Below are 24181 nucleotides of genomic sequence, written 5' to 3' on the forward strand. Positions count from 1 at the left end.
GTCTACTTTTGTTTTGAATGCAGAAAAATGAGGTTGCCATGGTTTCGGACAAGCCCCCACGCCGCTCCAAATCGGACAAGTCTCCCGTCACGATCGATCTTGCGGCCGACGACGTCAGCACGATCGCCACGCCCGTGCGCAGTGATGACAGCGACGCACCTGTGAATGCCGCGAAGAAGGATGCCGAGTCCGTGGTTTCCGAAAAGCCACCCGTTGCTCAATCGGCATCCACGGCAACAGGCCCGCAAGACACCAAACCGGCGGACGTGAAACCAGCAGTGTCTGTAAGCGCCCCAAGGGGTAATGCCGAATCCGGCAAAACACCTGAAGTCACCAAGCACAGCGCCGCCAGCGCTTCAGATAAGACAGGTCCGGCGACCAGCGCACCGACATCGAGCCCGTCTTCAGCCTCTGCCTCAGCTGCCAGCAGCACGGGCACCTCAGGCGTCGACACGCCAAACAAACCTTTTGGCACCAGCACCGCCGGTACGAGCGCCCCGATTGCCGGAGCAACATCGGCTTCGGCAAAAGCCGGCCCCGGCTCCACATCGACATCGGCACCCGCCAAGGAACAACCCCGCCAATCTCCTGCCACCAGTTCGCTGATTGCCGCCGGCATTGTTGGTGGCGTCGTCGCCCTGGCACTGGTCGGCAGCATGTTTTACGCAGGCGTCATTCCCGGCTCATCCGGGGGCAGTTCCACCGAAACGGCAACCCTGCAGCAGCAGATCGACAGCCTGAACCAGCAGCTTGCCTCCAGCACCGCCGCCATCGAGGCGCTCAAGGCAACCGCTGCGGCCGGCAATGGTGCCACCGGTGGCAGCACCGAGATTTCTGATCGGCTGGCGGCACTGGAAGCGCGGATCACCGAGGCCGGCTCCAACACTGCGGCCTCAGACGCCCTGACGCAGCGACTGGCCGCATTGGAAGCCAAGGTTGATCAGCCCGGCCGCGAAGAGGCGGTCGCCAAGGCGCTTGCCGCTTCGGCCCTGAAAACAGCCATCGACCGCGGCGGCCCCTTCACCGGCGAATTGCAGACATTTTCCGGTATCGCCGGAGATGATCCGGCCGTGCAGGTGCTGGGAAAATTTGCCCAGAGCGGCGTGCCGTCCGCATCCGATCTGGTCCAGAAATTTCCGCAGACAGCCAACGCCATTCTGAACGCCGCCAATCAGACGGATGAGCAGGCAGGGGTCGGTAGCCGGCTACTGTCCAGCGCCATGCAGATGGTCAAGGTGCGCCCGGTCGGCGATGTCGAGGGTGATACGCCCGAAGCGATCGTTGCCCGCATGGAGGACCAGCTGCGCAAGGGCAATCTCAAGGGCGCGACCAGCGAGTGGGAAGCCTTGCCGCAGTCTGCCAAGGATGCCTCGGTTGCCTACAAGCAGACGCTTGATGCCCGCATCGAGGTTGATGGCCTCGTCGACAACACACTCAACCGCGCCATTGCCGGCGCCAGCAATGCAGGCTGAGGTTCTTCGATGATCCGTTTGTTCATATTCGCCATCGTCGTTCTCGGTCTGGGTTGGAGCTTTTCCTGGCTCGCCGATCGTCCCGGCCTGATTTCCATTACCTGGCAGGGTCAGTTGATCGAGACCAGCCTGATGGTGGCTGCCACCCTTCTGGTCGCCATCGTTGCCGCCATGATGTTCATCGGCTGGCTGGTGCGCATCATCTGGAGTTCGCCGCATCTGGTGCAACGCCATTTTCGCGCCCGCAAGCGTGACCGCGGTTACCAGGCGCTTTCCACCGGCCTGATTGCCGCCGGCGCCGGCAACGCAACGCTTGCCCGCAAGATGAGCCTGCGCAGCCGCAGTCTCATTCGCGCCGATCAGGAGCCGCTGATCCTGCTTCTCGAAGCACAGACGGCTTTGATCGAAGGCAAGCATGACGAGGCCCGTTCGATTTTCGAAGCCATGTCGCAGGATCCGGAAACCCGCGAAATCGGGCTGCGTGGTCTCTATATGGAAGCCCGCCGCCTCGGCGCCGATGAAGCCGCCCGGCAATATGCCGAGAGCGCTGCCGAAAACGCGCCTTACCTGCCATGGGCCGCTCAGGCGACTTTGGAATATCGCTGTCAGGCCGGACGCTGGGATGACGCCATCCGCCTTCTCGACCAGCAGCGCATTGCCGGTGTGATCGAGCGTGACAAGGCCGATCGCTGGAAGGCCGTGCTTCTGACCGCCAAGGCCGGTGAAAAGCTCGAAGGTGATCCGCGCGGCGCCCGCGACGATGCGACCGCTGCATTGAAACTGGCCAAGGATTTGGTGCCCGCCGGCATCATCGCCGCCAAGGCCTATGCGCGCGAAAACAATCTGCGCAAGACGGCATCCGTGCTCGAAAGCATCTGGAAAATCACACCGCATCCGGATGTTGCCGAGACCTATGTTCGCGCCCGCAGCGGCGACAGCACGGCCGACCGCCTGAAACGCGCCGAAAAGCTGGAAGCGATGCGACCGAACAACGTCGAATCGCTGATCGCAGTCGCCCGTGCAGCACTCGATGCCAGGGATTTCGACAAGGCCCGCGCCAAGGCGGAAGCCGCTGCCCGTATCGATTCCCGTGAAGGCGTCTATCTGCTTCTTGCCGATATCGAAGAGGCCGACACTGGTGATCAGGGTCGCGTTCGCCACTGGATGGGACAGGCCCTGCGCGCGCCGCGCGACCCGTCCTGGGTAGCAGACGGCATCGTTTCAGATCACTGGCTGCCTGTCTCGCCGGCCACCGGCCGCCTCGACGCATTCGAGTGGAAGGCGCCTTTTGGTCAGTTGGAAGGACCGGTCGAAGAAGGCAGGCTTGCGGAAACTGCAATCGCCAGCCTGCCGGCCGTCCACACGGCGCCGGAGCGGACGGATGTGAAGGCTGCGGAGACGAAGTCGGAGCAGAAAACCTCCACCGTTGCGGAACCGACACCTGCTCCTTCCCCTGCACAGACCGAAACGCAAAAATTTTCACCGCTAACCTTCGTGAAGATTGAGGAAAAGCCGATTGCCAAACCGGCCCCGACACCAGCAAGGACACCAGCCACAGCGCAAACGCCGGTACCGGCAAAAACCGACACTGCGCCGAGCGTAGCGGAACCTGATCCGTTCAATGGCCGGCCGCCGGATGATCCGGGCGTAAAGGACCAGGCTGCAAGCAACGAAGCCCCGACACGGTTGAGGCTCTATTGATGCTGGAGAGGATACAGGCCTTTCTCCAGACACTGACGGTCGGCCGCTCCGAAAACGAATTTTCGGGCGACGATCCGCGCGTGGCATTTGCAGCCCTCTGTTTTCAGGTCATGGAGGCAGACGGCAAGGTTTCGAAGTCCGAAATGCAACGCCTGAAGGACCTGCTCGGCGTACGTTACGGTCTGACAAGCGGTCAATTGCAGGCACTGATTGAGGCTGGTCAGGAAGCTGGACTTGAGGCGGTCGACTATTACCGCTTCACCTCGGATCTGAAACGGCATCTGTCGCCGGAGGAATGCACAGAACTGCTCGGCATCCTCTGGGATCTCGTTTATGCCGATGGTGACCGCAGCGAAATGGAAGACCACGTCATCTGGCGGGTCGCCGATTTGCTGGGTGTATCTTCTCGAGACCGTGTTCTGTTGCGGCAACAGGCCGCCTCACGCGCCAGGCCGGACGCCCAGCCGGTTGCCTTGGAGACTGAGGACTAGACAGATGATAGCCGCGCCTGCCCGACGCTCCAATAAAGCTCCGGTTCTTGTTGTGTTGCATCAGGAACGCTCTTCACCCGGACGCGTCGGACAGATGCTGTTGGAAAAAGGCTATCCCCTCGATATTCGCCGACCGGCGCTGGGTGACAGCCTGCCATCGACACTGGCCAGCCATTCCGGCGCCGTCGTGTTTGGCGGGCCGATGAGCGCCAATGACGAACATGAATTCGTCAAGGCCGAGATCGACTGGATCAAGGTGCCGCTCAAGGAAAACAAGCCCTATCTCGGCATTTGCCTCGGCGCGCAGATGCTGGTGCGCCATCTCGGCGGCAAGGTACACGCCGACAAACAGGGCATGACCGAAATCGGCTGGTACCCGCTACGCCCGACCGAGCATGGACGGCTTCTCATGCACTGGCCAAAGATGGTCTATCAGTTTCACCGCGAGGGTTTTGAGGTGCCGCGTGGCGCGCAACTGCTTGCCGAAGGCGATACCTATCCCCATCAGGCCATACGCTACGGCGACAATGCCTGGGGCGTACAGTTTCATGCAGAACTCACCCGCGCCATGATGCAGCGCTGGGTCGTGCATGGCGCCGAGCGGTTCACCATGCCGAACGCGCAGGTCGGCAGCCGACATCTGGAAGGCCGCATGCTGTTCGACCAGCCGCTCAGGGAATGGCTATGGAACTATCTCGATCTGATTTTCGAACCGAAAAAGCTGGAAGCCGAACTGCCAAGATACAGCCCGGCCCCGAAATCGGCGAACGCCTGAAGCTTATCTTTCCGTCCGATCCGGCGCCTGCAGGCTGTCGATCTTGCGCAGTTGCGGAAAGCTTAGCGACCAGATCACCGCCACCGCCAGTGTTCCAAACCCGCCGATGACGACAGCCGGAACCGCACCGATGATATGTGCCATCGTGCCGGCGCGGAACTCGCCCAGTTCGTTGGAAGCGCCGATAAACACGCTGTTGACGGCGTTGACGCGGCCGCGCACCTCGTCCGGCGTCCAGAGCGCAATCAGCGTTTCGCGCACATAGACCGAGATCATGTCGGAAGCGCCCATCAGGGCAAGCGCTGCAATCGAAATCCATGGCGTTTGCGACAAGCCGAAAATTGCCGTTCCGATACCGAACAACGCGACACCGACGAACATGGCGATGCCGGCATTGTGCTGGATGGGCCGGAACGCCAACCAGATCGCCACGATGATGGCACCGACGCCCGGCGCCGAGCGCAGCAGGCCGAGACCGAGCGGGCCGAGTGCCAGCACATCCGTGGCAAACACCGGCATCAGCGCCACCGCGCCGCCAAGAAGCACGGCAAAAAGGTCGAGCGAAATGGCACCCAGCACCACCTTCTCGCGGCTGATGAAGTGGAAGCCTGCCAGGATTTCCGTCCAGCTTGTGGCCTTGGAGGACGTCCGCTGCGCCGGTTTCGGAATGATCGAGACCAGAACGGCACCGAGAATGAACATGCCCAGCGCAACCGAATAGGCAACCGACGCGCCGAGACCATAGAGCAGACCGCCGGCCACCGGGCCGATGATCGATGCCATCTGCCATGACGACGAATTCCAGGCGATGGCGTTGGCCAGATCCTTTTCCGGCACCAGATTGGGCGCAAGCGACTGCACGGCCGGCCCCATGAAGGCGCGCTCGATGCCGAACAGGACGAGAATGATGAACACAGGCAGCGGCTCGAATGCGCCGGCCAGTGTCAGCCCAAGCAGCGCTGCGGCAGAAATGGCAGCCAGCGCCATGCAGGCCGAAACGATGACACGCCGATTATAACGGTCGGCAACCGAACCGGTGACAAGAATGAGCAACAGCGCCGGCAGGAACTGAACGAGACCGATCAACCCGAGATACAGCGTGTTGCGCGTGACTTCATACATCTGCCAGCCGACCGAGACACTGACGATCTGGATGGCGAAGGCGGCAAGGAAGCGGGATGAGAAGAACAGCGAGTAGGAGCGGTGCCGGAAAGCGGCAAAACGGTCCCCCGTAGACGAGATGCTCATTGGAAACGCACTTTCAGAGGGCCGGAAAACCGGCAGGCCTGTCATGAGCGCGCGTTAAACATGTTTCGTCTGAGCCAACGGCGCGGTACTTGCTCGTTAAGGCCTCAATGTCTACATGTCTGTCAACCACGAAATGGAGAACTCGATGGCGGGCATTATTTTCGCTCTGATCCAAGTCATTCAGATGGCACTGACGTTTTTTGTCTACATTCTTATCGCCAGCGCCATCTTCTCCTGGCTCTACGCGTTCAACGTCATCAATTCGGGCAACCAGTTCGTCAATTCGATCGGTTCGTTCCTCTACAACGTGACGGAGCCGGTTCTGCGCCCGATCCGGCGCGTGATGCCGAACCTCGGCGGTATCGATATCTCGCCGATCGTGCTGATCCTGCTCATCTATTTCCTGCAGATGATCATCGCGAACCCGATTGCACCGGCGCTGATCTCGCTGGTCTCTTGAATACGGCTGGTTTGAACACGCCGTTCAGACTGCATGACGACCATCTGCGGCTCTCGGTCCGGCTGACGCCGAACGGGGGCCGCGATTCTATCGACGGCATCGAGAAGGATGCCGATGGCGACGCCTATCTGAAGGCGCGCGTGTCCGCAGTTCCCGAAAACGGCAAGGCGAACAAGGCGCTCATCGCGCTTCTTTCAAAAGAGCTGCGCGTACCGAAAAGCGCGATAACCGTCATCACCGGGGAAACAGCGCGCAAAAAAATCCTCCGGATCGATGGCGACCCGGAGGATTTGTCAAAACAGCTGGATATGCTGACGGGCGCCTGAAGGCTTACTTCTGCGCCTCGTAACGCTCGATCGCTTCGACGATCAGCTTCTTGGCAACGTCAACGCCCTGCCAGCCGCCGATCTTCACCCACTTGCCGGGCTCCAGATCCTTGTAGTGCTCGAAGAAGTGCTCGATCTGCTTGAGCGTGATTTCCGGCATATCGGTGTAGTTCTGGATCTTGTCGTAGCGACGCGTCAGCTTCGGCGACGGTACGGCGATGATCTTCTCATCCTTGCCGCCATCGTCTTCCATGATCATCACGCCGATCGGACGGACGTTGATGACGCAACCCGGAACCAGCGGACGCGTGTTGCAGATCAGGACGTCGATCGGGTCACCGTCTTCCGACAATGTGTGCGGCACGAAACCGTAGTTACCCGGATAGGTCATCGGCGTGTAGAGGAAACGATCGACGACCAGCGCGCCTGCATCCTTGTCCATCTCGTACTTGATCGGCTGACCGCCGACCGGCACTTCAACGATGACATTGACATCTTCAGGCGGATTCTTGCCGATGGAAATCGCGTCGATACGCATTCTAATCCTCGATAATGTTGAACATTCGAGGGTTTGGATATCGGGATTTGAAAGCCATGGCAACCTGCCATTTACCATCCAATCCGAGTGATGCTCGGACAGGCAGCCGCACCATCGCGGCATTTACGGCCAGACGAAACCGATCTTGCGCAGATGCGCACCGCCGAAATCCTCCATGCCTTCGGCAAGATCGTGACCGCCATGACGGCGGAAGAAACTCGTGGCGCTCTCACTGTCCTCCAGGCACCAGACGACAAGCCCGTTGCAGCCAAGCGATTTCAGCAGGCGGCGCGTTTCTCCGAACAGGCGGCGGCCAAGGCCGATGCCCTGATATTCCGGGCGCAGATAGATTTCGTAGATTTCGCCATCCTGAGGCAGCGCCTTGGCCCGGTTCAGGCCGACAGTGGCGTAACCGGCAATGGTTCCGGCGACATCGAGCACCAGCAGCGTTGCGGGGCCGCGCGCAGCCTTGCGCCACCAGTTTTCGTTTCGGCGCTCCAGCATCTGCGTGAGCGGCTTGTGGGGGATGAGGCCCGTATAGGCCTGCGCCCACGCAGCCCGGTGCACCTCGGAGATCTCCCGGGCATCATTGGGCTCGGCGCGCCGCACATCTATGGATAACGTCTTCATAACGCCACTCTGGTCCCGCGAGGGCTGATTCGCCAATCCCGGCAGTGACTCCGGGTTGCGTTGCCCACAGGCTAATCAGCCATTAAACTTCCGTGAAGGTTAACGCATTTTTAACGATCACGACAAGCCTGTGCCGAACCAAAGCACATTAAAAAACCCGGCACTGAGGCCGGGTTTTATGGTCTTGGTTAAGACGTAGATCAGAGAGCGGCTTTCGACTTGTCGAAGCGCTTGCGGTCGTTGGCGTCGAGGTAGATCTTGCGCAGGCGGATCGACTTCGGCGTCACTTCCATCAGCTCGTCGTCCTGGATCCAGGAGAGAGCGCGGTCGAGCGTCATGCGGATCGGCGGGGTCAGGCGGACGGCTTCGTCCTTGCCGGCCGAACGGATGTTCGTCAGCTGCTTGCCCTTCAGGACGTTGACCTCAAGGTCGTTATCGCGGGTGTGGATGCCAATGATCATGCCGGCATAAACCTTTTCACCCGGCTCGATGATCATCGGGCCGCGATCTTCCAGGTTGAACATCGCGTAAGCGACAGCTTCACCAGACTGGTTGGAGAGCAGAACGCCGTTGGAACGGCCAGCGATTTCACCCTTGTAAGGCTGATAGTCGTTGAACAGGCGGTTCATGATGGCCGTACCGCGCGTGTCGGTCAGCAGTTCCGACTGGTAGCCGATCAGGCCGCGGGTCGGAGCGAGGAACTTGAGGCGAACGCGGCTGCCGCCCGAAGGACGCAGTTCGGTCATCTCGGCCTTGCGCTCGGACATCTTCTGAACGACGACGCCGGAATGTTCTTCATCAACGTCGATGACGACTTCTTCGATCGGCTCCATGGTGACGCCGTTCTCGTCCTTGTGCATGACGACGCGCGGACGCGACACGGCAAGCTCAAAGCCTTCGCGGCGCATGGTTTCGATCAGAACGGCGAGCTGAAGTTCGCCACGGCCGGACACGTAGAACGAATCCTTGCCTTCGGCTTCTTCGATTTTCAGTGCAACGTTGCCTTCGGCTTCCTTGAACAGACGATCGCGGATGACGCGGCTGGTGACCTTGTCGCCTTCGGTGCCGGCAAGCGGGCTGTCGTTGACGATGAAGGACATGGTGACGGTCGGCGGATCGATCGGCTGAGCCGTCATCGCTTCCGAGACCGAAGGATCGCAGAACGTATCGGCAACGGTACCCTTGGACAGACCGGCGATGGCAACGATGTCGCCAGCGATTGCTTCATCGATAGCGGTACGCTCGATGCCGCGGAATGCGAGGATCTTGGAAATACGGCCGGTTTCAACGGTCTTGCCGTCCTGAGCCAGAACCTTGACGGCCTGGTTCGGCTTGATCGAGCCGGAAGCGACGCGACCGGTGATGATGCGGCCGAGGAACGGGTTGGCTTCGAGAAGCGTACCGATCATGCGGAACGGACCTTCTTCGACGGTCGGCTCAGGAACGTGCTTGAGAACCAGATCGAGCAGCGGTGCCAGACCTTCGTCCTTCGGGCCTTCCGGGTTGACGTTCATCCAGCCATCGCGACCGGAACCGTAAAGGATCGGGAAGTCGAGCTGCTCGTCGGTGGCGTCGAGGTTTGCGAACAGGTCGAAAACTTCGTTGATGACTTCTTCGTGGCGGCCGTCCGGACGGTCGATCTTGTTGATCGCGACGATCGGGCGAAGACCAACCTTCAGCGCCTTGCCGACCACGAACTTGGTCTGCGGCATCGGGCCTTCCGACGAGTCGACCAGAACGATCGCGCCGTCCACCATCGAGAGGATACGCTCAACTTCGCCACCGAAGTCGGCGTGGCCGGGGGTGTCGACGATATTGATGCGAACGCCCTTCCACTCCACCGAGGTCGCCTTGGCGAGAATGGTGATGCCGCGTTCCTTTTCGAGATCGTTCGAATCCATCACGCGTTCTGCAACGCGCTGGTTCTCACGGAACGAACCGGACTGCTTCAGGAGCTCGTCGACAAGCGTTGTTTTGCCATGGTCAACGTGCGCGATGATCGCGATGTTGCGAAGTGCCATATCAAGTTTCTCTGGGGCTGGGGCGCGACTATTGGGAGAAGGCGCCAATTTCTGTTGGCGCGCTCTTAGCCTGTTTTTCCCGTTTGCGAAAGGGGGCGAAGATTTTCGCCTCTCCTTAAGACCCGTCTGCGAAGAACCGATGACAATTCGCCGGCGAAAATTCAGCCATCGCTGCCCGACAGCTCTCCCATAACGGCCAGACCTTTTTTCTTCAGCATTGCCGTCGGATCAGGCAGTTTGCCGCGGAAAGCCTTGTAGGTGTCTTCCGGATCGATCGAGCCGCCAACCGAATAAATATTGTTCTTCAGCTTGCGCGCCAGCACCGGATCAAACGCATTGCCGGTCTCCTCGAAAGCAGCAAAGGCATCGGCATCCAGCACTTCAGACCACATGTAGGAATAATAACCGGCCGAATAACCATCACCAGAGAAGACATGCTGGAAATGCGGCGTGGCGTGGCGCATGACGATGGAGGCCGGCATGCCAAGCTCATCCAGCACCTCAGCCTGAACCGCGAGCGGATCCTCCACCGGGCCACGCGTGTGGAATGCCATGTCGACCAGCGCCGACGAGGTGAATTCCACCGTCGCGAAACCGGCATTGAAGGTGCGTGCCGCCAGAACCTTGTCGAGCAAAGCTTTCGGCATCGGTTTGCCGGTCTCGTGATGCACGGCATATTTTTCGAGAATTTCCGGCACGGTCAGCCAATGTTCGTAAAGCTGCGACGGCAGTTCGACGAAATCGCGCGAGACACCGGTGCCCGAGACCGACGGATAAGTGACATTGGACAACATGCCATGCAGCGCATGGCCGAATTCGTGGAAGAGTGTGCGGGCATCATCGAGCGACAGCAGCGCCGGCTTGCCGGCGGCGGGCTTTGCAAAATTGCAGACGTTGTAGATGATCGGCAGCTCGCCCTCTGCGCCGCTTTTCAGCGTCAGCTTGTGCTGCGACTGGAACGCGCTCATCCACGCACCCGAGCGCTTGGAAGAGCGGGCAAAATAATCACCGAGGAACATCGCCTTCAGCGTGCCTTCCTCATCGCGCACTTCGAATACCCGCACGTCCGGATGATAGGCGGCAATACCGGAGACTTCCTTGATCTCGACGCCGAAGAGGCGCGTGGCAACATCGAAGCAGGCCTCGATGATCTTTTCGAGCTGCAGATACGGCTTCAGTTCCGACTCGGAAAAATCGAACATCCGCTCACGCAGCTTTTCCGCGTAAAAACGCCAGTCCCACGGCATGACCGCATGATTTTTGCCTTCCTCGGCGATCAGCCCGGACAGGCTCGCCTCTTCCTCCAGCGCCTTGGTACGCGCTTTTTCCCACACCTGATGCAGCAGGCCGTTCACGGCCTCGGAAGTCTTGGCCATCGTGTTGTCGAGCTTGAAGGCGGCAAAATCGGCATAGCCCAGCAGCTTTGCCTTTTCGAAGCGCAGCGCCAGCGTTTCGCGGACGATGCCGATATTGTCGGTGGCGCCACCATTGCGGCCACGCGCCGCCCATGCCGCAAAAGCCTGTTCGCGCAATTCGCGACGCTCGGAAAACGTCAGGAACGGCTCGATGATCGAACGGGACAAGGTCACGGCAAAGGCACCCGGCGAACCGCGGTCCTCCGCAGCCGACGACATCGCATCACGCACAAACGCCGGCAGACCGGCAAGGTCCGCTTCATCCGTCAGGATCAGCGACCAGTCCTTTTCGTCGGCCAGCACGTTCTGACCGAAGCTGGCGCCGAGGCCGGCCAGCGTTTCGTTGATTTTTGCAAGACGCTGCTGCTCATCCCTGGAAAGCTTTGCACCGGCTTTCACAAAACCTTTCCAGTGGCGCTCGAGAACACGCGTCTGCTCCAGATCGAGCTCCAGTGTCGAGCGGCCGTCCCACAGCGCATCGACGCGCGCGAACAAGGCAGCATTCATGCCGATCTTCGAATAATGCCGCGACATTTTTGGCGCGATTTCGCGCTCCAGCGACTGGATCAACTCGTTTGTATGTGCGCCCGCCTTGTTCCAGAACAGAGACGAGACGCGTGACAGCGCGTCACCGGCAATTTCCAGTGCTGCGATTGTGTTCTCGAAGGTCGGTGTTTCCGTGTTGTCGGCAATCGCATCGATTTCCGCTTCATGCGCAGTCAGCGCAGAATCGAAGGCGATGGCAAAATCCTCGTCCTTCACCAGTTCGAATTTCGGAAGACCATTGGGGCCGTTCCAGTCGATGAGGGCCGGATTGATTTGCGTTTCGGTCGCCATGCGCGCTTTTCCTCTGCATCGATGTGAGTCTCGTCGGTATTACATAGGAGAAACCTTCGAGGATTGGGAGGGTATCTGCGACAGGCGCAGTAAAGCGCGCATCTGTCGCGGCCCGATCAGACGAAAACACCGGCTTTTCGGCTTTTCGGTTTTCCTTGACGGTGGAACTGAGTAAGGGTGCCCGCGGCAACGGCAGCAGGATCGATGGACGCAAAGCAGAACACCGACACCTTGACCTTCCTGATTTCCGACAGCGCACGCGTGCTGCGGGCAGCTTTCGAGCGGCGTATCGTTCAGGCAGGGCTGGAGGTAACCCCGGCGGAAGCACGGACCCTGTTGAACGTGGAAATCCTCAAGGACGGCCGACAACTGGATATCGCTGCCCGCATGGGCATAGAACCGATGACGGTCTGCGCCTTTCTCGACAAGCTGCAGGCCGCCGGCCTGATCGAGCGCCAACCGGACCCCACCGACCGCCGCGCCAAGCAGGTGGTGCTGACGCCGAAATCGCACGATCTGATCAAGCGTATCCGCCATGAACTCGACCAGTTGATCGCACAGGCGACCGAAGGTCTGGCCGAAAACGATGTTAAAATTTTCATGCGCGTACTCGAAACCGTGCATGACAATCTTCTTGCCGAAACGCCCTGAGCCTCCTGCCGAGATCATACCCCCTGATGACCAGTTCCGTGGTGCCGCCCGAAAAGAAACGCATGAGCGAGCGCCGGGTGGCGATTTTTGGAGCGGTGCTGACGGCGATCGGCCCGATCTCCATGGCGATTTCCACACCCGCCATGCCGGAAATGGTGAAAGCATTCGGTACGACGGAAGCGGCGATCAAGCTTAGCCTGTCACTTTATTTCGGCGGTTTTGCCATGGCGCAATTGCTGGCAGGGCCGGCATCGGATGCTTTTGGACGTCGCAAGACCACCATCGCCTTCATGGCCATATATCTTCTCGGTGCGTTGATCTCCGTTTTCGCCACATCGGTGGAAGCGCTGCTGATCGGCCGCCTGATCCAGGGCATCGGCGCCTCTGTAGGCGTTACCGTCGCCCGCGCCATCGTCCGCGACCTCTTCATTGGCGCAGAGGCCGCGCGCATCATGAACCTCGTCGGCATCATGGTGGCGATCGGTCCTGCAATGGGACCGACCATCGGCGGCCTGGCTCTTTCGGCTTTCGGCTGGGAATCCGTCTTCATCCTGATGGTCCTGTTCGGTGTCGGCATCGTCGCCAGCGTGTTCTTTCTGCTGAAGGAAACCACGGTCCCGGATCGCACGCGCATCCGCCCCGCGCGGCTGATCTCCGCTTATCGGGAAACGCTGTCGGAACCACGTTTCCTCACCACCGCACTCATCCTCGGCGGTTCGGTCGGCGCGCTCTACGCCCAGTCGACCATGCTGCCCTTCGTGCTGATCGGCGCAGTCGGCCTCACGCCCACGCAATTCGGCCTGTCCATGCTGATGCAATCCGGTGCCTATTTCACCGGATCCCTCGTTCTCAAGCGGGTTTCCAGCCGGATCGGTGGCCCCGGCGCCGTGCGCATCGGCCTCGCCCTGATCGGCTTCGGCGCGCTTCTGATGTTCAGCTGGAACATGCTTTTACCGGCAACGCTAGTCTCGATCATGGGACCGGTCGCCATCTGCACCTTTGGCCTCTCCTTCATCACGCCCCAGGTGGTCACCATGGCGCTCGCCCCCTTCCCGCATATTGCCGGCTCGGCATCGGCGATCATGGGCTTCATCCAGATGGGCTTTGGTTTTACCGGAGGGCTTGCGGCGGCGGCACTCGGATCACCCGTCTTGGCCTTCAGCATCATCATTCCGGCAATGGAACTGATCGCCATTGCCAGCTATTTCGGTTATCTCGCCCTCAACCGGCGTCGCTGACAGGCGGCAATAAAAAACCCGCCCTGCACGAGGCAGGACGGGTTCTTAGATCAGACATCTGGCGGCCGAAGCCGCCAGAGAAATTACTTGTTGCGCTTGCCGAGCGTGCGCAGGCGCAGAGCGTTCAGCTTGATGAAGCCGGCTGCGTCCTTCTGGTCATAGGCGCCCTGGTCGTCTTCGAACGTAACCAGCTGGTCGGAATAGAGGGACTTGTCGCTCTCGCGGCCGATGACCATGACATTGCCCTTGTAGAGCTTCAGCGTCACTTCGCCTTCGACATGCTCCTGGCTCTTGTCGATCAGCGCCTGCAGCATTTCGCGTTCCGGCGAGAACCAGAAGCCGTAATAGATCAGCTCGGCGTAACGCGGCATGATCTCGTCCTTGAGGTGGGCAGCGCCACGGTCAAGCGTGATGGATTCGATGGCGCGGTGAGCGGCGAGCAGGATCGTGCCGCCGGGGGTCTCGTAGACGCCACGCGACTTCATGCCGACAAAGCGGTTTTCGACGAGATCGAGACGGCCGATGCCGTTGTCGCGGCCATAGTTGTTGAGTGCTGCCAGCAGTGTGGCCGGCGACATTTCGACACCGTTGATCGAGCAGGCATCACCCTTGCGGAAACCGACCTTGATGACGGTGGCCTTGTCGGGAGCAGCTTCCGGCGAGATCGTGCGCATATGCACGTATTCCGGAGCCTCGACGGCCGGGTCTTCCAGAACCTTGCCCTCGGACGAGGAGTGCAGGAGGTTGGCATCGACGGAAAACGGCGCTTCGCCCTTCTTGTCCTTGGCAACCGGGATCTGGTGCTGTTCGGCGAAGTTCAGGAGGTCCGTACGGCTCTTGAACGACCAGTCGCGCCAAGGAGCGATGATCTTGATATCCGGGTTAAGCGCATAAGCCGACAGTTCGAAACGAACCTGGTCATTGCCCTTGCCGGTGGCGCCATGCGCGATCGCATCGGCGCCGGTTTTTTTGGCGATGTCGATCAGATGCTTGGAGATCAGCGGACGGGCGATCGAAGTGCCGAGCAGATAGACGCCTTCGTATACGGCATTGGCACGGAACATCGGGAATACGAAATCGCGCACGAATTCTTCGCGGACGTCCTCGATATAGATTTCCTTGATGCCCATCATCTCGGCCTTCTTGCGGGCCGGCTCGAGTTCTTCACCCTGGCCGAGATCGGCGGTGAAGGTGACGACTTCAGCGTTCAGTTCGGTCTGAAGCCATTTCAGGATGATCGAGGTATCGAGACCGCCGGAATAGGCGAGAACGACCTTCTTTACGTCTTTGGGGAGAGCCATGGCGAAAATATCCGTCTGCGGGTGGTTGGCGGACAGCAGTCCGCCCAATTGGATCGCCGAACTTTTTAGCGAGTTTCGCGGGCCACGCAAGGGAAACCCGGTGAAACGGCATCAGAGATGCTGGCGAACGTTCATGCGCTGGTGGAGGATGCGGATGACAAGAACCTGGCGGTTCGCGTGGCGGTATATGATACGATGCGAACCGGACGCAAAACTGAGATACCCGTAATGGATATCGTCAATCGGCTTGCCGCGCTTTACGCCCGTCGCCAAAGCTTCCACCGAATTGATCAGTTCTTGGTAATAGCTGTCCGCCTGGACGATGGACCACGTGTCGCGGGTATAAAGCCAGATTTCCAGGAGATCCCGCTTCGCTCGTGGCGAAAGCTTGTAGCGCCTCAGCTCATCGCCCATGTTTACGATGGATCTCGGCCAGAAACGCATCCGGATCAAACGTCTCGGGCTCTCCCGAAGCCTCACCCTCCTCGATCGCGGTGCGGATCGCGTCAATGGCCGCCTCTTCGCTCTCCTTGAGCATCCGCAGGGCGTCTTCGATCACCGCGCTCTCGGACGGGTAACGGCCGTCATCGACCTGCTGCCTGACGAAGGCCGTCAATTCCTCATCCACGCTGATCGATGTGATCTCGCCCATCAGGCTTGCTCCGGTTGGCCATTCCGTCATGTTGACGCAGTATCGTCACCGTACCATATGCGTCCCCACCTTTGAACAGCAGCCTCGCAGAGGAGATCCGTCATGGCCGTTACCCATCCTGCCATCAAGAAGGATAATGTCGCCGTCGTCACCGGTGCGGCCTCCGGTATCGGACTTGCCGCCGCAAAAGAATTCGCCCGGCTTGGCATGTGTGTCGTACTCGTCGATCTGGAAGGCGACCGCCTTGCCGAAGCCACAAGCGAAGTCACAAGCTTCGCAGAAGACGGAGAAGCCGATGTCGTCGCCATACCGACCGATGTTTCGCGTATCGACCAGCTGGAAGCGCTGGAACGCGCCGTCATCCAGCGGTTTGGCCGCGTGCATGTGCTGATGAACAATGCCGGTATCCAGCCGGGCAGCAGCGTCTTCGGCCCGCAGGCAAACTGGGACAGCATTCTGGCCGTCAACCTGATGGGCATCATCAATGGCAGCCGCGTTTTGGGTCCCGGCATGATCGCGCACAAGGAGCCGGCCTTGATCATCAACACCGGCTCGAAACAGGGCATCACCACGCCGCCGGGCGACCCGGCCTACAATGTCTCCAAGGCCGGCGTGAAAGCCTTTACCGAAGCCCTGCAGCACGAATTGCGCAACACGCCGGAATGCAATGTCGAAGCCCACCTGCTGATCCCCGGTTTCGTGTTCACGCCCCTTGCTGCGGGTGGCCGCACGGAAAAACCGGAGGGGGCATGGACATCGGAACAGACGGTCGAATTCATGCTCCGGAGCATCGAACGCGGCGACTTCTACATCCTTTGCCCGGACAATGATGTCGATCGCGCCACCGACGAACGCCGCATGGCCTGGGCGATCGGAGACGTCATCGAAAACCGGCCGCCGCTGTCGCGCTGGCATCCCGACTATGCAGAGGCTTCCAAGGAATTCATCAGCGGTCGCTGATCCATTGGCAGGAACACGAAAGCCGGGTACACAAGCATATCGACCATCCGGCTTTCGAGTGCACCCATGGAATTCCTGCCCAGCATTGCCACCCTGCTTGCCTTCTCCGCCGCAGGCCTGCTTCTCGCACTGACCCCCGGCCCGGACATGACCCTGTCCATCAGCCGCGCGCTTGGCCAGGGCCGCAAGCCGGCAATGTTTGTGGTTCTCGGCACCAGCCTTGGCGTCGTCTGCCACACGCTTCTCGTCGCCTTCGGCGTTTCGGCGCTGATCACCGCATCGCCAACCGCGTTCTTTTTCCTCAAGACCGGCGGTGCCGCCTATCTGCTCTGGCTGGCAATCCAGGCGATCCGCTTCGGCTCAAGCCTGTCCGTTCAGAAGGTGGACAAGGCCGAAAGCAGTCCCTTCGCCAACATTTCCGTGGGATTTTGGGTGAATATCCTCAACCCCAAAGTCATTATCTTTTTCATGACTTTTCTGCCGCAATTCGTCACGGCGGGCGATCCGCATGTCACCAGAAAACTGATCTTCCTTGGCGTGTACTTCATCATCATCTGCATGCCGGTGAACGTGGCGGCAGTGCTCGCTGCCGATAAGCTGGCCGGCTGGCTGCAGGCCAATCCAAAATTTCTGCGCGGCATGGATTACACTTTTGCCGGCGTCTTTTCGGTGTTCGCCGCCAAAATCTTTCTGACGCAGGCCCGCTGAGCCATCGGTCAAAACGATCATAGACCTGCGGAAACTGCACGGCAGTCATGCCGTTAGACCTCTATCGTCCAAATTAGTTTTGATGCAAATCATTTGAATGCGCATCAATTCGAATGATCCCAAAGCCGTCTTTGGCGGCGCCGTCGTCGTGTTCGCCCGCCGCTGGCGAAATTTCATAGACCACAGACTTGCCGAGAGCGGCCTCACGGACGCCAGCTGGACGCCACTCATCTATCTCTACCGTCAAGGCGATGGCCTGCTGCAAAAGGAACTCGCAACGGCGTCTGGCCTCGACGATTCGAGCCTTGTCCGGCTCCTCGATATCCTGTCGAAACGCAATCTCGTCGAGCGGCGCATTGATCCGAACGATCGGCGCGCCCGCCGGCTTTATCTGACAGAGGAAGGCAGAAAGGCCGCGACGGCCATTCGTGCAAGGCTGGTGGCGCTCGAACACGAACTGCTGGAAGAGTTCGGTAATGGCGACATTGCCGCGATGCTGAACCTCTTCGAACGGGTGGAGACGAAGATTGAACAGGCAAGGGAGAAGGCGGGCAAACCGTGAGACATCTCCTTTCCTTCTTGACCGATATCGACCCCGCGCGCCTGCAGGCGACGGCGCGCACCGCCATTGCCTCCTGCGTGGCCCTCGGCCTCGGCACGTTGATTGGCCTCGATCACCCGCAATGGGCGGCAATGACCGTCTGGATCGTCGCCCTGCCGACGCGTGGCCAGCGTCTGGAACGAAGCCTCGCGCGTATTGCGGGGACGACGATAGGCGCGATGGCGGGCATCGGCTTCATCGTTTTGTCAGGCGGCAGTCCAATCGGCATCGTTCTCGGCCTTGCCCTGTGGCTGGGCCTTTGCGCCGGCACCGGCAATCTGCTGACCGGCCCGTTGTCCTATGTCAGCCTGCTGGCGGGATATTCCGCCGCCATGGTCACACTACTCGGTCATGGGCATGAAGACTCCATCGCGGCGCTTGCGCTCGATCGTATCCTGACGATCTGCCTCGGCGGCTTGATCGGGACGCTCGCCGCAATTTTCAGCACCACGAAACCCTCCGATATTGCCCAGGACACACGTGCCATTGTCGAAACCTTCCTCGATCATGTCGCGGCCGGCGGTCCCGACCGCCAACAGCGTGCGCAGCTGATCGCGGCGATGGCCGTGCTGGACGAAAAACTGGATGCCGTATCCGCAGGCTCGCTGCGTACACGCCGGCAAGCGCGCGATATCCGGCAATTGCTGGCAGCCATCATCGGATGCCTCACGGAGCCGAAACCACACGCACCAGGCAAGATCCCGCCGACGCCGGATCGGACGGGCACGCCGCTATGCGATGACGCCGTGGCAAACCGTATCGCGACACTGGCGGCGGACGTCGCATCATCATCACCGCATCTGGCCGCCTCGCTGACGGCAGTGGCGGCGGCATGGCGGCAGGCCAATCCAACCGCCGGTACGATCGACAGGGAGCGCCCGTCCCACCCCGCCCTGCCTCGGCATCGCGACCGGATCGGCGCAGGTCGTGCAGCCTTGCGTTCGGCCGGCGCCGTGGCCGCGACGGGTATGCTCTGGGTGATCACCGGCTGGCCGCTCGGGCCTTACATGGTGATGGGCGCGGCGATCATGACGTCGGTCTTCTCAACCTTTCCGACCCCTCACCTGCAGATGCGCTGGGTGGTTGGCGGTTCGGTTGCCGGCGCGCTGGCGGCAGTGTTCGCCCATCTGTTCATCCTGCCGATGGCCATGAGCGCAACGCTGGCAGCCCTTTTGAGCATGCCGCTCATTCTTCTTGGCGCACCGGTCATGGCGCATCGGCGGGTGGCGCTGGCCGGCATGGAATACAATCTCATCTACCTGCTGATGATGAACCCGAACCTGCCGGTCGATGACAATCTTGCGCGCGCGCTGCTGCAGGCAGTTGCCGTCGTGCTTGGTCCGGTCTGCGCCTATCTGGCGTTTCTGGCAGTCCCCATCGATCCGCGTCGACGGCTTGATTTCATCATCCGGCTGATCGTCTCCGAACTCACGGCCATTGCGAAAGGGGATTTTGACGACTTGAAGCGCCGCCGACACTGGCGTTTGCGCATTCATCACCGGCTGATGTTGCTGGCCCGATGGGCGCATCGCAGCGGTGGCACCGGTTCCCTTGCATCCGATGGCGGAATGACAGCACTTGCACTTGGCAACACGCTTCTGCATGTGCGGGACATGGCGGCAAGGCCGGCCCTGTCCGCAGGATCGCGACGCGCGCTGAAGGCGACATTGTCGAGTGTCGCCACCCTGCCCGAAAAGCCGGAACGCGTGACCCGGCTTTTAAGAACGGCTGCAAAGACCCTGACAGAAATCGATCCGCAGAGTGCCGCGGGCCTCACCGAAACCGCCGGCCTGCTGGCCGCCAATCAGGATTTCTTCAGGCGCGCAGGCTGACCGGAAAGGACGAACTCAATCGTCCTCGCCGTGGCCCGCAATCATCATCGCCTCGAAAGCCAGGCGATCGGTCTTGCGCATGCGTTCCGATTCCGATTTCAGCTGCCCGCAGGCAGCCAGAATGTCACGACCACGCGGCGTGCGGATCGGCGACGCGTAACCGGCCTGATTGATGAAATCGGCAAACTTTTCGATCGTTGCCCAGTCCGAGCACTGGTAGTTTGTGCCCGGCCACGGGTTGAACGGGATCAGGTTGATCTTGGCCGGCACGCCCTTCAGCAACTGAACCATCGCCTTAGCGTCTTCCAGGCTGTCGTTGACGTCCTTCAGCATCACATATTCGAATGTGATGCGGCGGGCATTCGACAGGCCGGGATAGTTGCGGCAGGCGTCGATCAGTTCCTTCAACGGATATTTCTTGTTGATCGGCACCAGCATGTCACGCAGCTCGTCGCGCACGGCATGCAGCGAGATGGCCAGCATCACGCCGATTTCGTCACCGGTACGGAAAATTTCCGGCACGACGCCCGAGGTCGATAGCGTCACGCGACGCTTGGAGAGGGACAGACCATCTCCATCCGTGGCGATCAGAAGCGCCGTCTTGACGTGGTCGAAATTATAAAGCGGCTCGCCCATGCCCATCATGACGATATTGGTGACCTTGCGGTCACCTGTCGGCACAAAAGCGCCAGGCGGCGTGTCGGCACCCGGAAAGTCGCCAAGCCGGTCGCGGGCCAGAAGAAGCTGGCTGAGAATTTCCTCGGCAGTCAGGTTACGAACCAGGCGCTGCGTACCGGTGTGACAGAAGGAACAGGTCAGCGTACAGCCGACCTGGCTGGAAATGCACAGCGTGCCGCGGCCTTCTTCGGGAATATAGACCGTCTCGATCTCGACCGGACGACCGGCACCGCGCGGCGGAAACCGCAGCAGCCACTTGCGCGTGCCATCGTTGGAAATCTGCTCCTCGACGATTTCCGGACGGGCAATGGTGAAATGCGCCTTCAGCATTTCGCGCATGTCCTTGGCGACATTGGTCATCGCGTCGAAATCGGAAACGCCGCGAATGTAAAGCCAATGCCACAGCTGGCTGACGCGCATACGCACCTGCTTTTCGGGAATGCCCTTTTCTTTCAGAGCCGCGCCCATCTGTTCGCGCGACAAACCGATCAGCGATGGCTTGGAACCGAAAAGATCCGGATTGGCGACAAGCGGCTTCTTGGCGACGACGCCTGGCGCAAAAACCTCTGTGACTGACATGTTCTATCCCGTTCGAGCACATGACCAGCGCCACCGCGAAACAGGCGGATAAGGCTAGGGGCATGTCTGTTCGTGAAACCTGAAACGGCCGCGGCAACGTGTGGCCTGACCCTGTTGAGCCGGGCTTTATCATCAAAATGCCGCCGCGTCACCCTGTCTTGGAAAAACGACGAAGGCCGGTCTTGCGACCGGCCTTTCTCTGAAACGCGCAATAAAATTCTTACTTGCAGGATTCGATCTGCTTGAGAGCAGCCGAAATACCGGCGAGCGAATAGGCGTAGGACGTCTTGGTGCCGCGGCCGGAAACGGCGCTGACGCTCATGTTCGTGCCGGTCTTCATGGCGGCGACCAGGGCCGGCTCTTCGGCAGCATTCTCCACCCAGGCAGCCTTTTCCTTGGTGAACATGACAAAATTCTTGCCATCGATAGTGACAGTGACCTTGGAATTGGCCTGCATCGTGTAGCCCATCATTGCCTGCGGTTCGTAGGAGATGTTCTGGCCCGGACGCTGCGAAACGATGAAGAAGATGTCCCCATGATCGACGGAAGCAGGTTCCTTGGTGGTCGGAACCGACAGGACGTAGCAGACCGTGCCGTTACCCTGCTTGTAGGAATATGCGCCCCAGGCCTTGAACTGCTGAATACGGTTCGGCGCCTGTGCGGCGGCAATGCTCGTGCCTGCCAGCATGAGGCTCAGCGCAATGGCAATCTGTCTTGCAAACATGGGTTTCCTGCCAATTTTTTTATGAACGGTCGACCGGAAGTCCCTGCGGGCGTGGTCGCGATCGCTCTATTTTGACCAAATTCTGGTTACCAAACCGTGAAGAACGGTCCTGAAAGGGAAGGAGGTGTACCACTTCCGGCATCATGGGACATTTCGCCTGAACCCGGTTTTAACCACGTTTTTGACTTTGTTTCACCTGAAGTTCGAATGTGGGCCTGTGCGCCCCTCATATTTTACTGACACAAGGAATGGGGCAACAGTTTGTCCTCTTCCAATACGCTGTTTTGACATTAGAATAGCTGAATACGAGACGGATTTTTGATGAATGACGGACGAAGTGCTCAGCGACAGTGACCAGAAAGATCGCTTCGCCGCTCTGGCAAGGGCTGTCGCGGAAGATCGCGACCAGCTTGCATTTCGCCAATTGTTCGATCATTTCGCGCCACGCCTGAATTACTGGCTGCATCGCCGCGGCCTTGCCAATGAGGAAGCGGAGGAAATCGTTCAGGAGGTCATGACGGTTCTCTGGCACCGCGCCCAACTCTACGACGTCAATCGCTCGTCGCTTTCGACATGGCTGTTCCGCATTGCCCGCAATCGCCATATCGACCTGCAACGCCGCATCAAGACCAGGATGATCGACGGCAAGGAACCGCTGCTACAGATCGATGACGTGCCCGGCATGGAGACCATGCTGGAAAGCGAGGAGCGTGAGGCGCAAGTGCGCGAGGCATTGACCCGCATTCCCGGCGAGCAGATGGAGCTGGTGCGCGCCTCGTTTTTCCTCGGTTATTCGCATAGCGAAATCGCCGCCTGCACCGGCCTGCCGCTCGGCACGGTCAAATCGCGCATACGACTTGCGTTCGAGCACCTGCGCAAAGCGCTCGATAATTCAGATCGATTGTCGTCGTAATGGATCTTTATTTGGCGGCGGAGGCTGCAGCGACATCCGTCTCGTCAGCCAGGGCACGGTCGGCAGCCTCGTAATGCTCGTCGGTGATGTGGACGCTGATCATCTTGAGCGCTGCCGCAAGCACCGCGACATCATCCGTAAAGCCGGCCACCACAAGAAAATCCGGGATGATATCGATCGGCAACACGAAATAACCGAGCGCCGCCAGCAATACACCCTTGGCCCGAGTGGGCGTTTTCGAATCGGTGGCGCAATAGAAGGCGGCAACCAGATCTCGCGAAAACGGAACGTAGCGGGCCGCCTTGCGAAGCGTCGGCCAGAATTTGGCTTTCACCTGCGTCTCGCGGCGATTTTGAGTTTCCTCGTCGCCGGCCAACAGTATCTCACCGATTTTCACGTCATCCATAAAAGCGTCTCCGAAGCGAACCCCGTGGAGCCCCTCATATGGCCATGACAGGCCATACCTTCAATCCTGGCCAGCAACGCTATCCATCAAATGCGCCAGCTTGAAGTCAAGCTCGGTCAGTCCACCGGCATCATGCGTCGACAGCGTCACATCGACCTTTGAGTAGACGTTGAACCATTCCGGATGATGATCGAGCTTCTCCGCAAAAAACGCGCATTGCGTCATGAAGCCGAAAGCCTCGACAAACGTCTTGAACTTGAACGTCCTGACGATGGCCTTGCCATCATCCCGCAAGGCCCAGCCGGAAAGGTTTGCCAGTTCACCTTCAATGGATTTAGCTTCGAGTTTCTGGGGTCGCATCATGCACCTTTGAAATCGATCGGAAGCCTTCAGTAGAGGCTGGTCTCATGAAGCTCGCCGCCCGCATGGCTCGCCCCCCATGATTCGTTCAGCGGAAAGATTTCCTCTGTCACGTAAGGTCCGCCACCGACAGATTCCTTCGATGACAGAAGGACGAAACGGCCGGCCGTAAACGGCATGGCATGGAAATTCCCGCGACCGCCGAGATAATGCACGACATCATCCAGGCGGCAGGATTTCAGCCGTCCCAGCGTCACATGCGGCATGAACTTTCTCGGCTCGGCAGGCAGGCCAATACGCTGGCAGATCCGTTCGATCTCACCCTGCAAGGCAGCCATTTCGGGGGATGGCGTGACACCTGCCCAGACCGAATGCGGCTTCTTAGAGCCGAAGGAACCGATACCGTTGATACTGATCTGGAATTCCTGCCGGTCGATCCGGTCCAGCCGGTCAACGATTTCGTCGGCAGTGCGGTTATCGACATCGCCGATGAAGCGAAGAGTGATGTGATAGTTCTCCACATCGATCCAGCGTGCTCCGGGTATTCCGCCCCGCAGCAGTGACAGGCTCATCGCGACATTGCGCGGTATCTCGAGGGCGGTGAAAAGTCTCGGCATGGGGACCTCCTCGAATCTCTCGGATCTGACAACAGCGGAACATGCAT

General features: G+C 59.8%; 26 protein-coding genes. 13 read left to right on the forward strand and 13 right to left on the reverse strand.

All coding sequences use genetic code 11. From position 1 onward, the window contains the following. The first annotated feature begins 38 nt into the window (after positions 1-38). The 4 genes from EDF70_RS20285 to EDF70_RS20300 are packed head-to-tail and all read left to right on the forward strand — an operon-like array spanning position 39 to position 4439. On the forward strand, positions 39-1472 hold the full coding sequence (locus EDF70_RS20285; RefSeq protein WP_165932077.1) for a mitofilin family membrane protein: 1434 nt from the start codon (positions 39-41) through the stop codon (positions 1470-1472). Between the two features lie 9 nt (positions 1473-1481). Then, positions 1482-3173, forward strand: a complete 1692-nt coding sequence (locus tag EDF70_RS20290) for a heme biosynthesis protein HemY (protein ID WP_132277275.1) — start codon at positions 1482-1484, stop codon at positions 3171-3173. Next, a complete protein-coding gene (locus tag EDF70_RS20295) occupies positions 3173-3664 on the forward strand; it encodes a TerB family tellurite resistance protein (protein ID WP_132277277.1) in 492 nt (163 codons plus the stop codon). The genes EDF70_RS20290 and EDF70_RS20295 overlap by 1 nt, the downstream gene beginning before the upstream one ends. A 4-nt stretch (positions 3665-3668) precedes the next feature. Beyond that, positions 3669-4439: a glutamine amidotransferase gene (locus tag EDF70_RS20300; protein WP_132277279.1), complete on the forward strand. Its 771-nt coding sequence runs from the start codon at positions 3669-3671 to the stop codon at positions 4437-4439. Positions 4440-4442: 3 nt separating this feature from the next. Here EDF70_RS20300 and EDF70_RS20305 read toward each other — a convergent pair whose 3' ends face one another. Continuing rightward, complete coding sequence (locus EDF70_RS20305) at positions 4443-5687, reverse strand: MFS transporter (protein WP_132277281.1); 1245 nt, start codon at positions 5685-5687, stop codon at positions 4443-4445. Between the two features lie 115 nt (positions 5688-5802). Between EDF70_RS20305 and EDF70_RS20310 the strand changes: the two genes are divergently transcribed. After that, positions 5803-6147, forward strand: coding sequence for a YggT family protein (locus EDF70_RS20310; protein ID WP_132277283.1), 345 nt, complete (start codon positions 5803-5805; stop codon positions 6145-6147). 11 nt (positions 6148-6158) lie between these two features. Then, positions 6159-6473: a DUF167 domain-containing protein gene (locus EDF70_RS20315; RefSeq protein ID WP_132277285.1), complete on the forward strand. Its 315-nt coding sequence runs from the start codon at positions 6159-6161 to the stop codon at positions 6471-6473. 4 nt (positions 6474-6477) lie between these two features. Here the strand turns inward: EDF70_RS20315 and ppa are convergent, their stop codons facing one another. From ppa to EDF70_RS20335, 4 genes are all read right to left on the reverse strand, one after another. Continuing rightward, positions 6478-7011, reverse strand: coding sequence for an inorganic diphosphatase (gene ppa, locus EDF70_RS20320; protein WP_132277287.1), 534 nt, complete (start codon positions 7009-7011; stop codon positions 6478-6480). A 123-nt stretch (positions 7012-7134) separates the two neighbouring features. Further along, positions 7135-7641 (reverse strand): GNAT family N-acetyltransferase, encoded by a 507-nt coding sequence (locus EDF70_RS20325; protein ID WP_132277289.1) that lies wholly within the window; start codon positions 7639-7641, stop codon positions 7135-7137. 200 nt (positions 7642-7841) lie between these two features. Further along, positions 7842-9662 carry a translational GTPase TypA gene (gene typA, locus EDF70_RS20330; protein ID WP_132277291.1) on the reverse strand — a complete coding sequence of 607 codons (1821 nt, stop codon included), beginning with the start codon at positions 9660-9662 and terminating at the stop codon, positions 7842-7844. 161 nt (positions 9663-9823) lie between these two features. After that, complete coding sequence (locus EDF70_RS20335) at positions 9824-11914, reverse strand: M3 family metallopeptidase (RefSeq protein ID WP_132277293.1); 2091 nt, start codon at positions 11912-11914, stop codon at positions 9824-9826. A gap of 204 nt (positions 11915-12118) precedes the next feature. Here EDF70_RS20335 and EDF70_RS20340 point away from each other — a divergent pair, with 204 nt between their 5' ends. Beyond that, positions 12119-12565 (forward strand): MarR family winged helix-turn-helix transcriptional regulator, encoded by a 447-nt coding sequence (locus EDF70_RS20340; RefSeq protein WP_132277295.1) that lies wholly within the window; start codon positions 12119-12121, stop codon positions 12563-12565. Between the two features lie 26 nt (positions 12566-12591). Beyond that, positions 12592-13803: a multidrug effflux MFS transporter gene (locus EDF70_RS20345; RefSeq protein ID WP_132277297.1), complete on the forward strand. Its 1212-nt coding sequence runs from the start codon at positions 12592-12594 to the stop codon at positions 13801-13803. Positions 13804-13886: 83 nt separating this feature from the next. Here the strand turns inward: EDF70_RS20345 and EDF70_RS20350 are convergent, their stop codons facing one another. The 3 genes from EDF70_RS20350 to EDF70_RS20360 form a co-directional block, all read right to left on the reverse strand. Continuing rightward, entirely contained in the window at positions 13887-15104 is a 1218-nt protein-coding gene (locus EDF70_RS20350) for an argininosuccinate synthase (protein ID WP_132277299.1), read from the reverse strand. Between the two features lie 111 nt (positions 15105-15215). After that, a complete protein-coding gene (locus EDF70_RS20355; RefSeq protein WP_165932078.1) occupies positions 15216-15518 on the reverse strand; it encodes a type II toxin-antitoxin system RelE/ParE family toxin in 303 nt (100 codons plus the stop codon). After that, entirely contained in the window at positions 15508-15756 is a 249-nt protein-coding gene (locus EDF70_RS20360; protein WP_132277303.1) for a type II toxin-antitoxin system ParD family antitoxin, read from the reverse strand. The genes EDF70_RS20355 and EDF70_RS20360 overlap by 11 nt, the downstream gene beginning before the upstream one ends. Before the next feature lie 102 nt (positions 15757-15858). On the opposite strand from EDF70_RS20360, the gene EDF70_RS20365 reads away from it, so the two are divergent. The 4 genes from EDF70_RS20365 (at position 15859) to EDF70_RS20380 (ending at position 19857) form a co-directional block, all read left to right on the forward strand. Then, on the forward strand, positions 15859-16716 hold the full coding sequence (locus EDF70_RS20365) for an SDR family NAD(P)-dependent oxidoreductase (protein ID WP_132277305.1): 858 nt from the start codon (positions 15859-15861) through the stop codon (positions 16714-16716). A 66-nt stretch (positions 16717-16782) separates the two neighbouring features. Next, on the forward strand, positions 16783-17424 hold the full coding sequence (locus EDF70_RS20370) for a LysE family translocator (RefSeq protein WP_132277307.1): 642 nt from the start codon (positions 16783-16785) through the stop codon (positions 17422-17424). A 97-nt stretch (positions 17425-17521) separates the two neighbouring features. Then, positions 17522-17986, forward strand: a complete 465-nt coding sequence (locus EDF70_RS20375; protein WP_132277309.1) for a MarR family transcriptional regulator — start codon at positions 17522-17524, stop codon at positions 17984-17986. Further along, entirely contained in the window at positions 17983-19857 is a 1875-nt protein-coding gene (locus EDF70_RS20380) for an FUSC family protein (RefSeq protein ID WP_132277311.1), read from the forward strand. Before EDF70_RS20375 ends, EDF70_RS20380 begins: the two co-directional genes overlap by 4 nt. 15 nt (positions 19858-19872) lie before the next feature. Here EDF70_RS20380 and rlmN read toward each other — a convergent pair whose 3' ends face one another. Further along, positions 19873-21114 (reverse strand): 23S rRNA (adenine(2503)-C(2))-methyltransferase RlmN, encoded by a 1242-nt coding sequence (rlmN, locus tag EDF70_RS20385; protein WP_132277313.1) that lies wholly within the window; start codon positions 21112-21114, stop codon positions 19873-19875. A gap of 220 nt (positions 21115-21334) precedes the next feature. Next, complete coding sequence (locus tag EDF70_RS20390; RefSeq protein ID WP_132277315.1) at positions 21335-21838, reverse strand: invasion associated locus B family protein; 504 nt, start codon at positions 21836-21838, stop codon at positions 21335-21337. Positions 21839-22163: 325 nt separating this feature from the next. Here EDF70_RS20390 and EDF70_RS20395 point away from each other — a divergent pair, with 325 nt between their 5' ends. After that, positions 22164-22751 carry a sigma-70 family RNA polymerase sigma factor gene (locus EDF70_RS20395; protein ID WP_132277317.1) on the forward strand — a complete coding sequence of 196 codons (588 nt, stop codon included), beginning with the start codon at positions 22164-22166 and terminating at the stop codon, positions 22749-22751. A gap of 7 nt (positions 22752-22758) precedes the next feature. Here the strand turns inward: EDF70_RS20395 and EDF70_RS20400 are convergent, their stop codons facing one another. From EDF70_RS20400 to thpR, 3 genes are read right to left on the reverse strand one after another with little or no spacing between them, the layout of a single operon-like run. Beyond that, the gene (locus EDF70_RS20400; RefSeq protein WP_132277319.1) at positions 22759-23157 is read right to left on the reverse strand and encodes a YkvA family protein; all 399 of its coding nucleotides are present in this window, start codon (positions 23155-23157) and stop codon (positions 22759-22761) included. A gap of 60 nt (positions 23158-23217) precedes the next feature. Next, positions 23218-23517 (reverse strand): 4a-hydroxytetrahydrobiopterin dehydratase, encoded by a 300-nt coding sequence (locus EDF70_RS20405; RefSeq protein WP_132277321.1) that lies wholly within the window; start codon positions 23515-23517, stop codon positions 23218-23220. 29 nt (positions 23518-23546) lie between these two features. After that, the gene (gene thpR, locus EDF70_RS20410) at positions 23547-24134 is read right to left on the reverse strand and encodes an RNA 2',3'-cyclic phosphodiesterase (RefSeq protein ID WP_132277323.1); all 588 of its coding nucleotides are present in this window, start codon (positions 24132-24134) and stop codon (positions 23547-23549) included. Positions 24135-24181 lie beyond the last annotated feature (47 nt).

The organism is Neorhizobium sp. JUb45 (genome assembly GCF_004343585.1).
Classification (GTDB): domain Bacteria; phylum Pseudomonadota; class Alphaproteobacteria; order Rhizobiales; family Rhizobiaceae; genus Neorhizobium.

Excerpts from the sequence above, each read along its gene's own strand:
- EDF70_RS20285 (WP_165932077.1), top strand. The coding sequence starts at position 39 with ATGGTTTCGGACAAGCCCCCACGCCGCTCCAAATCGGACAAGTCTCCC.
- EDF70_RS20290 (WP_132277275.1), top strand. The coding sequence starts at position 1,482 with ATGATCCGTTTGTTCATATTCGCCATCGTCGTTCTCGGTCTGGGTTGG.
- EDF70_RS20295 (WP_132277277.1), top strand. The coding sequence starts at position 3,173 with ATGCTGGAGAGGATACAGGCCTTTCTCCAGACACTGACGGTCGGCCGC.
- EDF70_RS20300 (WP_132277279.1), top strand. The coding sequence starts at position 3,669 with ATGATAGCCGCGCCTGCCCGACGCTCCAATAAAGCTCCGGTTCTTGTT.
- EDF70_RS20305 (WP_132277281.1), bottom strand. The coding sequence starts at position 5,687 with ATGAGCATCTCGTCTACGGGGGACCGTTTTGCCGCTTTCCGGCACCGC.
- EDF70_RS20310 (WP_132277283.1), top strand. The coding sequence starts at position 5,803 with ATGTCTGTCAACCACGAAATGGAGAACTCGATGGCGGGCATTATTTTC.
- ppa (WP_132277287.1), bottom strand. The coding sequence starts at position 7,011 with ATGCGTATCGACGCGATTTCCATCGGCAAGAATCCGCCTGAAGATGTC.
- EDF70_RS20325 (WP_132277289.1), bottom strand. The coding sequence starts at position 7,641 with ATGAAGACGTTATCCATAGATGTGCGGCGCGCCGAGCCCAATGATGCC.
- typA (WP_132277291.1), bottom strand. The coding sequence starts at position 9,662 with ATGGCACTTCGCAACATCGCGATCATCGCGCACGTTGACCATGGCAAA.
- EDF70_RS20335 (WP_132277293.1), bottom strand. The coding sequence starts at position 11,914 with ATGGCGACCGAAACGCAAATCAATCCGGCCCTCATCGACTGGAACGGC.
- EDF70_RS20340 (WP_132277295.1), top strand. The coding sequence starts at position 12,119 with ATGGACGCAAAGCAGAACACCGACACCTTGACCTTCCTGATTTCCGAC.
- EDF70_RS20345 (WP_132277297.1), top strand. The coding sequence starts at position 12,592 with ATGACCAGTTCCGTGGTGCCGCCCGAAAAGAAACGCATGAGCGAGCGC.
- EDF70_RS20350 (WP_132277299.1), bottom strand. The coding sequence starts at position 15,104 with ATGGCTCTCCCCAAAGACGTAAAGAAGGTCGTTCTCGCCTATTCCGGC.
- EDF70_RS20355 (WP_165932078.1), bottom strand. The coding sequence starts at position 15,518 with ATGGGCGATGAGCTGAGGCGCTACAAGCTTTCGCCACGAGCGAAGCGG.
- EDF70_RS20360 (WP_132277303.1), bottom strand. The coding sequence starts at position 15,756 with ATGGGCGAGATCACATCGATCAGCGTGGATGAGGAATTGACGGCCTTC.
- EDF70_RS20365 (WP_132277305.1), top strand. The coding sequence starts at position 15,859 with ATGGCCGTTACCCATCCTGCCATCAAGAAGGATAATGTCGCCGTCGTC.
- EDF70_RS20370 (WP_132277307.1), top strand. The coding sequence starts at position 16,783 with ATGGAATTCCTGCCCAGCATTGCCACCCTGCTTGCCTTCTCCGCCGCA.
- EDF70_RS20375 (WP_132277309.1), top strand. The coding sequence starts at position 17,522 with ATGCGCATCAATTCGAATGATCCCAAAGCCGTCTTTGGCGGCGCCGTC.
- rlmN (WP_132277313.1), bottom strand. The coding sequence starts at position 21,114 with ATGTCAGTCACAGAGGTTTTTGCGCCAGGCGTCGTCGCCAAGAAGCCG.
- EDF70_RS20390 (WP_132277315.1), bottom strand. The coding sequence starts at position 21,838 with ATGTTTGCAAGACAGATTGCCATTGCGCTGAGCCTCATGCTGGCAGGC.
- EDF70_RS20395 (WP_132277317.1), top strand. The coding sequence starts at position 22,164 with ATGACGGACGAAGTGCTCAGCGACAGTGACCAGAAAGATCGCTTCGCC.
- EDF70_RS20400 (WP_132277319.1), bottom strand. The coding sequence starts at position 23,157 with ATGGATGACGTGAAAATCGGTGAGATACTGTTGGCCGGCGACGAGGAA.
- EDF70_RS20405 (WP_132277321.1), bottom strand. The coding sequence starts at position 23,517 with ATGCGACCCCAGAAACTCGAAGCTAAATCCATTGAAGGTGAACTGGCA.
- thpR (WP_132277323.1), bottom strand. The coding sequence starts at position 24,134 with ATGCCGAGACTTTTCACCGCCCTCGAGATACCGCGCAATGTCGCGATG.